General features: G+C 56.1%; 11 protein-coding genes. 5 read left to right on the top strand and 6 right to left on the bottom strand.

Annotation, left to right across the window (positions count from 1 at the left end):
* Positions 1–54: 54 nt before the first annotated feature.
* From HYPMC_RS08005 to HYPMC_RS07980, 6 genes are all read right to left on the bottom strand, one after another.
* A complete protein-coding gene (locus HYPMC_RS08005) occupies positions 55–2,331 on the bottom strand; it encodes a tetratricopeptide repeat protein (protein WP_013947368.1) in 2,277 nt (758 codons plus the stop codon).
* 99 nt (positions 2,332–2,430) lie between these two features.
* A complete protein-coding gene (locus HYPMC_RS08000) occupies positions 2,431–3,549 on the bottom strand; it encodes an HlyD family secretion protein (RefSeq protein WP_013947366.1) in 1,119 nt (372 codons plus the stop codon).
* The gene (locus tag HYPMC_RS07995) at positions 3,549–3,872 is read right to left on the bottom strand and encodes a DUF3302 domain-containing protein (RefSeq protein WP_013947365.1); all 324 of its coding nucleotides are present in this window, start codon (positions 3,870–3,872) and stop codon (positions 3,549–3,551) included. Before HYPMC_RS07995 ends, HYPMC_RS08000 begins: the two co-directional genes overlap by 1 nt.
* A 39-nt stretch (positions 3,873–3,911) precedes the next feature.
* Positions 3,912–5,003, bottom strand: coding sequence for a DUF3300 domain-containing protein (locus HYPMC_RS07990; protein ID WP_013947364.1), 1,092 nt, complete (start codon positions 5,001–5,003; stop codon positions 3,912–3,914).
* Between the two features lie 20 nt (positions 5,004–5,023).
* On the bottom strand, positions 5,024–6,001 hold the full coding sequence (locus HYPMC_RS07985) for an HAD family phosphatase (protein ID WP_013947363.1): 978 nt from the start codon (positions 5,999–6,001) through the stop codon (positions 5,024–5,026).
* Between the two features lie 165 nt (positions 6,002–6,166).
* Entirely contained in the window at positions 6,167–7,762 is a 1,596-nt protein-coding gene (locus HYPMC_RS07980) for an arylsulfatase (RefSeq protein WP_035576123.1), read from the bottom strand.
* Between the two features lie 711 nt (positions 7,763–8,473).
* Here HYPMC_RS07980 and HYPMC_RS07970 point away from each other — a divergent pair.
* The 5 genes from HYPMC_RS07970 (at position 8,474) to HYPMC_RS07950 (ending at position 13,502) form a co-directional block, all read left to right on the top strand.
* Positions 8,474–9,124, top strand: a complete 651-nt coding sequence (locus HYPMC_RS07970) for a Crp/Fnr family transcriptional regulator (RefSeq protein WP_013947360.1) — start codon at positions 8,474–8,476, stop codon at positions 9,122–9,124.
* A 51-nt stretch (positions 9,125–9,175) separates the two neighbouring features.
* The gene (locus HYPMC_RS07965; protein WP_013947359.1) at positions 9,176–10,030 is read left to right on the top strand and encodes a bile acid:sodium symporter family protein; all 855 of its coding nucleotides are present in this window, start codon (positions 9,176–9,178) and stop codon (positions 10,028–10,030) included.
* A gap of 930 nt (positions 10,031–10,960) precedes the next feature.
* Positions 10,961–12,583, top strand: a complete 1,623-nt coding sequence (gene ccoN, locus HYPMC_RS07960) for a cytochrome-c oxidase, cbb3-type subunit I (protein ID WP_050976869.1) — start codon at positions 10,961–10,963, stop codon at positions 12,581–12,583.
* 12 nt (positions 12,584–12,595) lie between these two features.
* Complete coding sequence (gene ccoO, locus HYPMC_RS07955) at positions 12,596–13,330, top strand: cytochrome-c oxidase, cbb3-type subunit II (RefSeq protein ID WP_013947357.1); 735 nt, start codon at positions 12,596–12,598, stop codon at positions 13,328–13,330.
* Positions 13,331–13,334: 4 nt separating this feature from the next.
* Positions 13,335–13,502 (top strand): cbb3-type cytochrome c oxidase subunit 3, encoded by a 168-nt coding sequence (locus HYPMC_RS07950; RefSeq protein WP_013947356.1) that lies wholly within the window; start codon positions 13,335–13,337, stop codon positions 13,500–13,502.
* Positions 13,503–13,505: the final 3 nt, after the last annotated feature.

Genomic DNA, 13,505 nt, shown 5'->3' with positions numbered 1-13,505 from the left:
GTAAGTTTTGCACGATCATGTCCAATGCTCCCCGCGCATTCCTGTGCCGTTCGCTTATCGAGAGATTGAATTAAGCATTTGCGCGATATCGTTGCGTTCCGGCTCGAGTTGGCGAAGGAGTGTCAAATATTTCACCGTGTCGGCTTTGTTGCCGCGCTCATACTCATAGGCCGCCAAGGTCAACAAGAGATTCCGGTCGTATGGATGGCGGGAGAGTGCTGCTTTCAAAGTCTCGATAGCGTCGGCGGGTTTTCCCGTATCGTGAAGCGCGACAGCGAACACATAACTGTACTGCGAATCGTCAGGGGCATCGGTCGCAGCTTTCGAAAGATAAATGATCGCGTCGTTCGCGCGGTGTTGGCGAACGAGACTGAGTCCGAGTGCATGCTCAACCGGTCCGGAGTTGGGGTTTGCGTCCAGTGTCCGTCGCAACAAGGCTTCGGCGCTTTGCTCATCGTTCGAAGATCGCATCAAGTCGGCCAGAGAAACGGCGGCCGCGACGAATGAGGGGCCAATGACAATGGCATGTTCGTAGGCTTGGCGGGCCTCATCGATTTTGCCTTGTGTCCTGTAAAGATTTCCAAGGTTGAGTGAGGCTTCCGGACGTTCCGCGTTGAACATTTGAGCGTCGACGTAGTCTTGGAGGGCTTTTTCGAATGTCGGACGATCGGCCGGATCCAATGTGCTTGCGGGCCTCCCCGCCAAAGCACTTGCTGCATCCATCCGAACCATCTTAGTCGGATCCTTCAGCAGCGGAACAAGCAGTCGAACTTTCGTCGCATCGTCCGTCGTAGCGACAACGGCGACGGCGGCGGATCGCACCATCGGATCGTCGCTCTTTAACGCTTGGCTTGCGACCTCGATGGCGGAAGACGAAGGAAAACGGCTCAATCGCTCGAGAGCGCTCGCCTTGGCGATTGGAGAGGCAATTTGCGATGTTGCGATATCCTGAAGCGCGACCTGGGCGCCAGGCGCGCCTTGATTACCTAGCGCCAGCGCCTCAGCGAAAGTCTGGGCTCCAGGGTTCGCGGTCGGATACCACACCTTGATCGCATCGCGCGCCCAGGCCGCGGATTTGTCGGTGTGACATTGACTGCATGCGTTCGGCGTCCCAAGGCCGATCCTGCGATCGGGACGGGGAATGCGTATCGAATGATCGTGGCGGGCGTCGACACCCATATAGGTCGTTGTCGGCATATGGCACGACGCACATTTCGATCCGCTCGCGCCAGCGAGGTGATGGTGGTGCGCGGGCACATCGAAACGTTCCGGCGCGTGGCACTGGCCGCAGAGCGCATTTCCCCCTAAGCGCACTTTTCCAGAATGCGGATTATGGCAGTCGGCGCACGTGACGCCTGCTGCGTGCATGCGGCTCTGCAGAAACGAGGCGTAAGTATAAACTTCGTCGTGCTGCTGTCCGTCAGCAAAATATAACCCAGCTTCGAGAGAAGTTGGTCGGAAGGCGTCGAAAAGCCGTCCGATATCCTCCGGGAGCGAAGAAAATTGCTCGCGGCGAGAATGACACGTGGCGCAGACAGCTATTTCCTTTTGCGACTTCAACGGCTGCGAGCGATGCGCCTGGCCGGTTGAATCCACGGGCCAGCCAACGCCTTTTCGCTCATCGAGACTGAACGCGAAGCCTGCGTGATCGTAGGAGGCGCCGGCGCCGGATTTTGCCCATTCGAGATGCTTCGACGCCGGCCCGTGGCAGGCCTCGCAACCGACACTGATCTCGGACCACGTCGTCTTAAATGCGCCTGTAGAGCGATCGTAATTCTTCTGCAGGTTCGTCGAGTGACACCAAGCGCATTGATAATTCCAGTTCTGGTCAATGCCGGTCCAGTGCAGGGGATTGCCGGCCTTGAGCTTGCGGTCCGGATAAAGATCATACCAGCGTTGACCGCCAGCCTCTTTCGGGCGCGTGTCCCACGCGATGCCGAACGCTTGCAGGCGCCCTTTGGGAAGTTCGACCAGGTATTGCTGCAGAGGGTAGACGCCGAAGGTGTAGCGAATTTCGAATTCTCCGGGTTTTTCATCGGGCCCTTCGGTCCGAACCCAATATGTATTTCCCTTTTTGAAGAATGTAGTGTCGCTTCCGTCTTTGGCGAACTTCGCATTGGCAAAGTTGCCGAGGACGGCCGCCTCGTTCGCAAGCTGCATCGCAGCATGATGTTGCGACGACATCCAGTCGGAATGCTCCGCCTTATGGCAGCTCGCGCACTCCGTTGAGCCGACAAATTCCGCCACAGCCGCTTTTGCCGGCTGCTGTCGCTGCTCCTCGGCGCGGCCGTTCCCGGTAGCAAGAATTGCGACGGCTGTCAGAAATGCCAAGCTTGAGCCGCTTATGCGACTTATCCATTTGTGCGCGGACAGGGGTCGTCGCATAGCCTCGATGATGGAATGTATCAGCGCAACCGAATCCTCCGACAACTATACCACGTAATTCAACCACGCCTTCATCCGCAGGAGAACGCGCCGGATGATAGCAAACGTCGCTAAATGATCTGTGTAGACTGCGATCTGCGCGGTGGACCCGGCGGGCAACTGAAAAGCCGAAAGATCGTCCAACACTTTAAATCTCACGACGGCCCGACCACGCTCGCCGCTCCGGTCCTGCGGGTTGAGGAGCGCTCCTGTCGGCTCCAGCTGGCCTTGCGAAATCGCATCAAGCACGACCAACACCTTCGCGCGGAAAACCTGGCCGGGTATGCCATCGAACGCGACCTCTGCCTCATCGTTCGGTTCGACACGCTGCAAAGCGTTTTGCGGAAACGATGCCATTAGCGAGTTCCTATCGGCGTGGATGAACACCATCGTCGGCGTCAAAGGGCTCGCTGTCATGCCGGGCTTCAGCATGAGTTGTGTCACATACCCGTCGGTCGGAGCGACGACATTCGTTTCGGACAGATTGAACTCTGCATTCGCCAGGTCGGCTTGCAGGCTCGCGACCGTCGTGTTGACGCCGCCAATCTCCGAACTGAATGCCAAGCGCGCACGCTCTGCGGCGGCCTGGCTTTCGACAAGCGTCTGCCGTGCGGCCTCGAGGTTGCGCGTCGCCTTATCTACGGCCGCCTGCGATACAACCTCCTTGCTCAGAAGATCGGCTTGGCGATTGTAGGTTTCCTGGGAGAGCGCCAGTTGCGCCTGGGCTTTTTCAACGCCCGCCGTCGCCTGATCCAAGGATGCCTTAAGCTGCTTGACGTTTTGCTCGGCCTCGGCGAGCAGCGCTTTCTTCTGGTCGACGGCATACTGATACGGTCGCGGATCGATACGAAACAAAAGATCGCCTTGCTTCAACGGAACGTTCGGCTGAACCGCGACATCGATCACGTGCCCTTTGACGGTCGGAATAATCGGCGTCGTATAGAAATACAAGCGACCGTCCGTCGTGAACGGGTGGTTGTAGTTCATGCCGAGCAGGATGCCGCCGACGACGACCGCGCCTCCGAGGCATGCGGTGGTAACCGTCCATTCGTTGACGCGAACGCGAAGCAGCTTGAATACGATGATGCAAATTGCGGCGTACGCAAGAAGGAGCAGGAGAGCCATCAACCCTCCTGCCGCGTTTTTTCGAGAGCCGATATGCGCGCATCAAGCCTCGCCATGGCCTTCGATGTCTCATCCGAAGCCAGGCCTACCGTGTTGCCCCAGCCGCGCTCCGGGTCATACATCAGGGCCCAGATCCACAGAAAGGGCCAAAGCGCGCCAAGCGTGAACAGACTCGCCCAGGTAGCAGCCCGAATAGCGTCCTGATGAGGATGATGGCGCGCCTTGGCAATCTGGTATGGAACGCCATAGACCGCAACCACGCCATAAACGACGACAGCGATGATGACGATCAGCATCACTAATGCAAAATAGTCAAGCGCCATAGTCGACCTCAACAGGTTCTTCTACACACGGCGAAGCCGTCAACGACGTCGTTTGCGTCCTCTGCCGCCGCCACCGCGATGAGCGCGAGCCGCTGGCTTCTTCCCGGGTTTTGCTACTTTCTTCTGACCTGACGTGCGGCGCGGAGCAGCCTTGGGTTTTCCGACTTTCGCCTTGCCGACCCTGTCTTTGCCGACGTTACCAGAACCGATCTTTCCCTTGTCGAGCGGGCGATCGGCAGGGCGCGGCTTGTTCCCAGGCGTAAATTTGTTGTCGAGCGCCTTGTGATCGGAATTCTTCAGCCGATCGTCAATGCGCGCGCGGTCGATGGTCTTGTCGTGGCCGGAACGCCTTCCATGATTGGGATCGTGCTTCCAGACGTTGTTGTTGATGTTGCGGCGGTTGACGTCGATGTGGTTCCAGCGGTTCACATCGACGTCGATGCGGTGATTGTGCCAGTCCCAACGGTTCCAGCCCCAAATGCCGCCCGCGATGGCGACGCCCGTCGCTCCCCAAAAGTAACCATTGATGAAGGTCGCGCCCGGATACCCCCAATAGTAGGGTGGGTAATCCGGATACCACCAGGACCCGTAAACGACCGACGGCTCATAAACCGGCACGTACACGGTGTCTGGATCCGCAGGCCGAATGACATACGCGCCGTCATCCTGGGTCACCGTCTGCTGCGAATTGCTTTTGAGATGCCCGCTCGAGTCGGCCTTCTGGCGAAGCAGCTGCACTTCGTCCATAACCTCATTTTGTTGTGCGAGAAACGCGTTGCCAAGCTTCTTTGTCCAGTCAAGCTGGTCGCTCATCATTTTCAAGACATCTGGAAACTGCACGAGCGCCTTGATGCTCGGGTCCCAATCTTCGCTTTTGAGCGCGTCAACGAGAGCGTCGCCTTGCAGTTTTGAATTGGCAGGGGCGCTCCGCCAGCGCTCAGCTTCAACGACGTCGAGCGGATACGTCGCCGCCATCAAAACATTTGACAGCAGGTCGTCGGGATACAGCGCAATCGGCGCCAGCATCTGATCGAGCTGTTGCTTCGAGAACTTTTGCTCATCGGCTCGTAGCGCACTCGACGGGAATGCGATGAGGAGTAGAAGCAGGAAAAGCGAATATACGACTCTCATCTTTCACTCATTTTGGCGTGCTAATCCTGCGGATAAATTGTTTTCCAATCGTTTTTCATATCTATTACGATCCACCCCTGTGATGTCGCCATATCGAGCGCTTTTTCGAGGTGACCAAATGAAGAATTGTGGTCATAGGCCCATTCACGTACGGCGTCGGTGTGGTGGACGATCAACCCAAAACGCGCGCCTTGCTCGCTGGTTGTCCATTGCAGCATTTCAAGGTCGCCATCGGAGTTGCCGAACGCCGCAATCGGGCGCCTGCCGATGTGCTTCTGGATGCCAACGGGTTTTCCCACCCCGTCGTCGATGAAATCAATATCGGCCAGTCGTACAAGAGCCGGCTTTCCGTTCTGGATCTCGAATTTCAATTTGATGCTCGAGCCGATGACTTGCTCGGGGGGAATACCATAGATCTTTTCTGTCCAGGGCCGCATGAACTCGATACCGCCGCCTGAAACAATAAATGTCTTGAAATCATTGGCGCGAAGATATGCGAGCAATTCAAGCATCGGCTGGTAGACCATTTCTGTGTAGAGTCTGCCCGTCTTTGGATGACGCGCCGTCGTAATCCAATCGGTTACGATCTTTTCGAATTCATTCGATGTCATGCCGGCGTGCGTTGCCATCACGATCTCAGCGATCGCGTGTTCGCCGCCCGCGATCACGCTTTTTAAATTGCCGTTCAGAAGCGAAGCGAAGGGCTCCTGGTCATTCCACTCGTGATGCTGGGGAGCCAAGGCCTTGACGCGGTCCAGAGCGAAGGCAAGCTGAACGTACATCGGTTGCTCGGCCCACAGCGTCCCGTCGTTATCGAAGGTCGCAATCCGCTCGGGCGGAGGCACGTAATCGGGTGAGCTCTTGGTTGTTACGCGCTGTACGAATGAAACAATCGCCTGCTTCGTCGGCCCGTCGTTCCAAGATGGCAGTGCATCATCCGCAAAACTCGGTCGGATCGACAAAAACGCACAGAGCAAAGCATAGAACGCGAGACGCATCGCATGTTTTCCAAATCTACCTGCTCGTGATGGATGAGCCAGAACGCAGGAGGTTACACGGGGGTGCACAGAAGTCGGGGTGAACCACCCTCTCCAACTTCTCCTCGCTGCGCTCTGGCTCAAGTCGACGGGATCCGAAGCGCACCCATCGATTGGCTTTCAGCGTTAGTTGCCCGTCGGCATGGAAATGCTGATACCGTCCTTTTTGAGTTCTTCTCTTACCCACTGGAATTTTTCGTAGTTCGAGAGAGTGAGTGGACCGGTATAGCCTTCGCTCTGCATTTTACGCGGCGGATATTGAAGATAAGTCTTCATCAGATTCTGAATTTCTTCACCTATGCTCACCATGACCCAGGTATGTTCGGTGTAGTTGTTCATGAAGACATCATAACGCTCTTGCGGATCCTGCCAGATGTCGAACACTTGCGGTACGATGGCGACGTATTTTTCGGCGCCCTTCCAGCCGAGATTCGAATCGACTGCAAGACCACCGGTTGTTGCGCCGTCATCGCCACGCAGGTTGAAGACGGCCTTGTAATGGCCAAAGCGGACTGCACCTGGCGTCAGTTCATTCTCAGTGAAATAGAACCAGGACTTGCGCTCCGACTTGCCTGTCCCGAAGAGGATCGGCGACATATCGTAACTGTCGAAGATAATCGGCTGGCCTTCGCGATCTTTGTCGGGAAGTTTCGCGATGCCGGCGAGATGGGCGAATGTCGCCATATAATCCAAGCCGCCGACAATATCGGAATTCTTCGAACCCGCTTTGATCCCGGGCCCCCACGCAAGTGATGGAACACGATTGCCGCCCTCGCGAACAGTTCCTTTCGTGCCTCGGAACGGGGTGTATCCGGCGTCGGGATAGACGTCTTGCCAGGCGCCGTTGTCCGTCGTCCAGAACACATATGTATTTTTGTCGAGACCGAGGGAGCGGATCTTGTCCAGGATGCGACCGATGCGGGTATCGTTCTCTACGACCGAGTCGGCATATTTCGTCTTCGACAAAGACTTATGCTCGAATTCTGGAGCCGGCATGTTCGGTTGATGGACCTTCATGAAATTGATGCTCATGAAGAACGGCTCTTTAGATTTAGCGTTGCGGTCGAGGTAATCGAGCGAAGCCTTTTCAACATATTCATCGAAAAACGGAATACCAACAACGCCCTCCTTGCCGTCGATGACAGGCGTATTTACGTATTGACCATTGATCTTGAAGTCTTCCTTCGCGGGCTCCCCCGCATTCCCCGACAGCGCCCCCTTTGTCACGCGTTCAAACATCGCTCTCAGCTCCGGGTCCATGTCCGGAAACCACGTCGGATCGCCATAGGTGTAGGCATTGAGATGATATAAGCCCGCATACTTCATCTCGTCGTAACCCTGCGCGTTGGGCAGAGCATAATCAGCTTCGCCGAGGTGCCATTTACCGGTGAAGAAGGTCCTGTAGCCGGCGGTTTTCAGCACCGACGCCAGCGTCCACTCGGCGTGCGGAAGACCCCCGCCCTGGCCCTGAAACGCCACCGTCGTCATGCCGCTACGGTTCGGAATGCGACCGGTCTGGACCGCGGCACGGCCAGGCGTGCAGCTTGGCTGCGCATAGAAAGACAGAAATGTCATGCCTTCGGCCGCCATGCGGTCGAGGCTAGGTGTCGGCATGCCGCGGTTCTCGCCGCCGCCGTATGCACCTCCATCTCCGTAGCCAAAGTCGTCTGAAAGGATCAGGACAATATTGGGCGTGGCAACTTGTGCAGACGCTGGAGACATCAATCCCACCGCAGCAAGCACCGCTGTGACGATCATAGACGCAAGAAATACTAGTCTTTTGGACCCCCGCGGCCGCTCAAAGCAGCCCCATTGATCAAGCGGTTGAACGTCCGTTTTACGCATAATGCACCTCGTGATGTCACAACAATTTGCGGCGGCGTCTCAGACACCGTCGCTCGGCTGGTTCAGATTTTTTGCTTTTGTCTTGCCGTCCGAGCACACCGTCACGCTCGGGCCATAACAATAAAAATTTTTCAACCGCGACCTCACCAAACTCGAAGTCGCGCTCGCAAATTTGCATCCGGTCAGATTATGCTTTGCCGGACGACCAATGCCGACAAAGTACTGAAACAATTTCACGACGGGCTCTCCAATTCGAGCCCCCCAAAGCTGGCGATCAGCCTGTGCTCCGATCACCCGCCCACACGACGCGATCAAAACATATTCAAAAATGCTCAACTGGATAAAATGAACCAATTAAGAAGAAATATCGCGCTCGGAATTCTGCCACAGCGCATTGTTTTGCGGCGCGTCATCAACATCCCGACAGGGGGGCGAATTGAACAAACAAAAGATAACAGTCGTTGCAGGTAACTCTCCATTTAGCCCTTTAACAATGGGACTCGTTACATAGGATCGCACCGCATTTTATAAAAATCTTTGCAATGGAGAGGGGCCATTACGCATCGTCGATCGCAATCCTTATCGAAATTGGCGCCGCTTGATTCGGTTGGCTGGCTCACCACTCAGCCTAAGGAGTTTTGCGAATGGGTCGAGCGCGCCGGGAGATGGCGGACGTACGACCCTGGGCAGTTCATCTACCATGCAGGGGATCCATCCGACGGCATCTATGGATTGGCGGAAGGGAGCCTCCGGGTAACATTTCCGCTCACTGCGAAGGAGGCAGTAGTTATCCACCGCGCCGAAATTGGCTTCTGGGTCGGCGACAACGCGGAATTCACGGGACGATCTCGCCTCATCTCCTTAATGGCCGGCACGAAGAGCAGGCTTCTCCATCTGCCGAGTTCGGCAATCTCGGCACATTTGAATGACGTTCCCGATCATTGGCGCTGCTTCTACTTTCTTAGCGCAATCAACACTGCAGCGGCGATCGTGCATTTATCGGAAGCGCTGTCTCTGACAGTCAGGGCACGTATGTGCAGACAATTGCTACGGCTTGCGACCACCACACAGGAAGTCGAGATCACTCAGGATGAACTAGCAGAGCTCATCGGCGTGACGCGCGCAACATCGCGGAGATGCCTGGCGGACCTCGCAGACCAGGGCGCGATAGAGATTTTCTACCGCAAAGTACGCGTTCTCGATGCTGACGTGCTTCAATCCTACGAAGACGAACAATGATTCAAATGTTGCAATTGCTGTTAGGCATAGCGCCATCAAAATTCAGATCCGATGCTCCCTCTGCTGACAGATTTCGGTGTGCCCACGGCAATTGCGTTCCTGATGCTGGTAGCAGGCACCGAGATAATGGCTGTCGATATAACGACGGCCGTCCGGCATCCTCGCGCTCTGCTCTTGGGCGCGATCGGGCAGCTGGCATTTCTGCCGCCGATGGCTCTGCTCATCTCCGCGGCTTATTCAAGCATTCCGGCAATTTCCTTTGGCATGCTTTCGCTTGCGCTCAGTCCCGGCGGAGGGATTTCGAATCTCTATTGTTATCTCGCACGCAGGAATGTTTCGCTATCAGCATCGATCACCGCGTTCGGTACAGTGCTTTCGCTCATTACAATTCCAGTTTGGATGAAAGTTCTCCAAACATTCGTCGGAACAAGCGCTGGTATCCGAGCCGTGCCGATGTCCACAATTCTTCTCCAGCTCTTCGCGTTGATGATCTTGCCGATGGCCGGCGGCATGTTGCTCCGAAAGGTGTGTCCGAACCAAGTCGAGACCAGTGGTACGCTACTTCGCAAAATATCTCTCGCCTTCGTTCTTCTGGTGCTCATTCTCACGATTTCAGCAACACAAGAATCGGCAGTCCTCGCTCCAAGTCTCCTGATCGGTGCGATGTTCATCCTTGGGGCCATGCTCTGCGGTTGGATGTCGGGATTTCAACTCACTGCCGCGGAGCGTGATGTCCTTGTGATCGAAAGCGGAGTTCGAAATATCGGCGTCGCACTTACATTGGGTCGGCTATTGCTCCCCTTGGAAGCCTTCGGCGAAATGGCGAGCTTCTTTGCGGGTTATTTCACAGTCGAGATTATGATCATGCTGGCGCTCACGAGCTACCTCAGCGCGAAGCGGCGATAAGCAGGGCCGTACATTACAGGGGGGCTTACTAGCTTGGGCGCATCTCATCTGGTTACCAAAGTCGGTTTTCGCATAGAAGACCAGCCACTTCGTTATCGGCATTCAGGGACAAGGCGGAAAGCCAATTCGATGTCTGCGATCTCGGCTTTTCCGACGTTAGTGTACAGGCCGCCTAATCTCGGTCCACATTCCTATGGTGGAGAGGGCTTCCGCCAATTGCCTTTGATTTCATTATATTATTTCCTGTTATTCCGCTCCGATCCACAAATTAGTCCACAAACCGGAGCGTGATGAGAACTTACCTCCTCAACTCGAAGGTTCGCCTGCGGAAACGGCATCTCGACACCGCCGCTTTATCCCATTAGCCGACATCGACTTGATGCTCGACCAGGCGGGCATTCACACGAACACGGATCTCCGCTTTCGGGGGCAAAGCGGAAGCCTTTCCGGCGCACCGACAATCGATTTTTTGCATCACTGCGGACATCGAGTGTTTTCGAGGTCGTGAGTGGTGCGACGCTGCTTCGCAACTTTTCCAAGCATTGGAGCATACCGTGCTTGCGCTATGGAAGTCACGATCTGACATGTCCGACGAGGGCTCACCAGCAGACACTTACCTTCGTCAGCGTGGCAAGCGCAGAGGTTCACAGGATAAGCATCTCTAGTGATGCAAAGCATAGGCCCGCGTTTTGTCGATGACCGAGCTGCCAGTGCCGCCCCGCAAGGGTCGACGCTTGATGCTGCGCTGAGGGAAGTTTTTAGACGCAGCTCGCCAGTGGGCTCCGCCCCCTTTGACGCAAGTCAAGGCTCAGTCCCGCAGGAATGATCAAGCAAATAGGCTAGTCAAAAATAACGTCCGCGTCCAACGGACTGGAAGCGGGGAGGATAACCGTGGAGAACACGGCGGGCGGAAGATCCAGCGTCAACGACATGCCGGCTCTTGGAGCGGCTCTGCTCTTTGCGATTGTTGGATTGATTTTGGCCATTGCCGGTGTCGATGGCGGTATGCGTCTGCATGGGCTTTTTCTTCTAGGTGCGAGCGCAGCCGCAGCCCTTTACATCCTTTCTCACCCGACCACTCGACAAGAAAAAGTATCAGGCTACTTCGACGGACCCATTCGTGTCGCGACGATTGCTTGCGTGTTCTGGGGAGTCATAGGCTTTCTCGTTGGCGATATCCTTGCATGGCAGCTGGCTTTTCCATCGCTCAATCTCGATCTGCCTTGGACGAATTTTGGTCGGCTTAGACCTGTGCACACGTCCGCCGTCATTTTCGCATTCGGCGGCAACGCGCTGATCGCAACATCGCTTTATGTCGTACAGAGAACGTGCCGCGCGCGGCTTCCCGGCAGATGGGCGCCCTGGTTCGTCGTTTGGGGATATCAGCTCTTCATCGTGATAGCCGCCTCGGGCTATGTGCTCGGCATCACGCAGGGAAAGGAATACGCGGAACCCGAATGGTATGCCGATATCTGGCTGACGATCGTATGGGTCACGTACTTGCTCGTGTTTCTCGGCACGCTCAGAAAGCGCCAAGAACCTCACATCTACGTCGCCAACTGGTTCTATCTCGCCTTCATCGTGACGATCGCGATGCTGCATATCGTCAACAATCTATCGCTGCCGGTTTCGCTGTTGGGCTCAGAAAGCTATCCGCTGTTCCCCGGCGTTCAAGGCGCAATGACACAGTGGTGGTACGGGCATAACGCGGTCGGCTTCCTGCTGACGGCGGGCTTCCTCGGCATCATGTATTATTTCATTCCGAAGCGCGCCGAGCGGCCTGTCTATTCCTACAGGCTATCGATCGTACACTTCTGGTCGCTGATCTTTCTCTATATCTGGGCCGGTCCGCATCATCTTCACTATACGGCTCTGCCCGAGTGGGCGCAGACACTGGGCATGACGTTCTCGATCATGCTGTGGATGCCGTCATGGGGCGGCATGATCAATGGCCTGATGACGCTTTCAGGCGCTTGGGATCGTCTTAGGACCGACGCCGTGATCCGGCTTCTCGTCGTCTCCGTCGCGTTCTACGGTATGTCGACATTCGAAGGGCCGCTGATGTCGATCAAGGCCGTGAACTCGCTTTCTCATTATACGGATTGGACCATCGGGCACGTGCATTCAGGCGCGCTTGGATGGGTCGGCATGATCTCATTCGGTGCTGTCTATTGCATGGTTCCCTGGCTATGGAAGCGCGAGGGTCTTTATTCGATGCGTTTAGTCGAATGGCACTTCTGGCTCGCGATGATCGGCATCGTTCTCTACATCTCGTCGATGTGGGTTGCCGGCATCACGCAGGGATTGATGTGGCGCGCCTACGATCACCTCGGCTTCCTCAAATATTCGTTTATCGAAACGGTCGAGGCCCTTCATTGGCCTTACGTGATCCGTGCAACGGGGGGAGCGCTCTTCCTGCTCGGGGGCCTGATCATGGCCTACAATGTGTGGCGCACGATCAGAGGCGACAAACCCGTCGATATCAAGGATCAGCCTGGCGTGGCGGCCGCTCCCGAACTTCGTCCCGGCGTTGTCGCCGTGCCGGCTGAGTGACGGGAGCAAACCATGAACCACGCTATTTTTGAGAAGAACTCCCTCATCCTTTTGATTGGCGCGCTGATCGTCGTCTCTATCGGAGGCATCGTCGAAATCGCACCGCTCTTCATGTTGCGGTCGACCATCGAAAAGGTTGAAGGCATGCGCCCGTATTCGCCGTTGGAACTCGCTGGCCGCGATATCTACGTGCGCGAAGGCTGCTATAACTGCCACAGCCAGATGATCCGCTCCTTGCGCGACGAGATCGAGCGTTACGGCCATTACTCGCTCGCCGCCGAAAGCATGTACGATCACCCGTTCCAATGGGGATCGAAGCGTAACGGTCCGGACCTCGCCCGCGTTGGCGGGAAGTATTCCGACGCTTGGCACGTCGAGCACATGCGAGATCCACGCTCGGTCGTTCCCGCTTCCATTATGCCGGGCTATCCGTTCCTGGAAAAAACGCCCCTCAACTATGACAACATCGCCGCGCGCATGAAGACGTTGCAAGAGGTCGGGGTGCCTTACAGCGACGACATGATCGCCAATGCAAAGGCCGACGTCCTCGCTCAGATCTCTCCCGATACAACCGGAGCGAAGGCGCTGGTTCAACGCTATCCGAAGGCGCAGGTCAGAAGGTTCGACGGTCAGCCCGGCGATGACGTTCCGCCGAGTGAGCTCGATGCCGTCGTCGCCTATCTGCAGATGCTCGGCACGCTTGTCGATTTCACGAAATTCGACGCCAGCGGGCCCAACTTGCGGTGAGACCATGACTTACGATGAAGCACAGGTCGTCTCGCAACTCGTGTCGATGGCGATTTTCATGGCTCTTCTCGTCGCGGCATTCGTCTACGCGTTTCGCTCGTCCAACAAAGCAAAGTTCGAGCACGTGGCGAAAGCAGCAATCGATCAGGACGACAAGCTAGAAAAGCAGTGACAG

This window comes from Hyphomicrobium sp. MC1, from assembly GCF_000253295.1.
In the GTDB taxonomy this organism is placed as follows: Bacteria; Pseudomonadota; Alphaproteobacteria; order Rhizobiales; family Hyphomicrobiaceae; genus Hyphomicrobium_B.
The sequence above is the reverse complement of the archived record's forward strand: the minus strand, read 5'-3'. Positions and strand labels throughout refer to the sequence as shown.

Bases quoted from the DNA above. Each gene is read 5' to 3' on its own strand.
- HYPMC_RS07985 (WP_013947363.1), bottom strand. From the start codon at position 6,001: ATGCGTCTCGCGTTCTATGCTTTGCTCTGTGCGTTTTTGTCGATCCGA.
- HYPMC_RS07950 (WP_013947356.1), top strand. From the start codon at position 13,335: ATGACTTACGATGAAGCACAGGTCGTCTCGCAACTCGTGTCGATGGCG.
- HYPMC_RS07995 (WP_013947365.1), bottom strand. From the start codon at position 3,872: ATGGCGCTTGACTATTTTGCATTAGTGATGCTGATCGTCATCATCGCT.
- HYPMC_RS07965 (WP_013947359.1), top strand. From the start codon at position 9,176: ATGCTCCCTCTGCTGACAGATTTCGGTGTGCCCACGGCAATTGCGTTC.
- ccoN (WP_050976869.1), top strand. From the start codon at position 10,961: ATGCCGGCTCTTGGAGCGGCTCTGCTCTTTGCGATTGTTGGATTGATT.
- HYPMC_RS07990 (WP_013947364.1), bottom strand. From the start codon at position 5,003: ATGAGAGTCGTATATTCGCTTTTCCTGCTTCTACTCCTCATCGCATTC.
- ccoO (WP_013947357.1), top strand. From the start codon at position 12,596: ATGAACCACGCTATTTTTGAGAAGAACTCCCTCATCCTTTTGATTGGC.
- HYPMC_RS08000 (WP_013947366.1), bottom strand. From the start codon at position 3,549: ATGGCTCTCCTGCTCCTTCTTGCGTACGCCGCAATTTGCATCATCGTA.
- HYPMC_RS07980 (WP_035576123.1), bottom strand. From the start codon at position 7,762: ATGTCTCCAGCGTCTGCACAAGTTGCCACGCCCAATATTGTCCTGATC.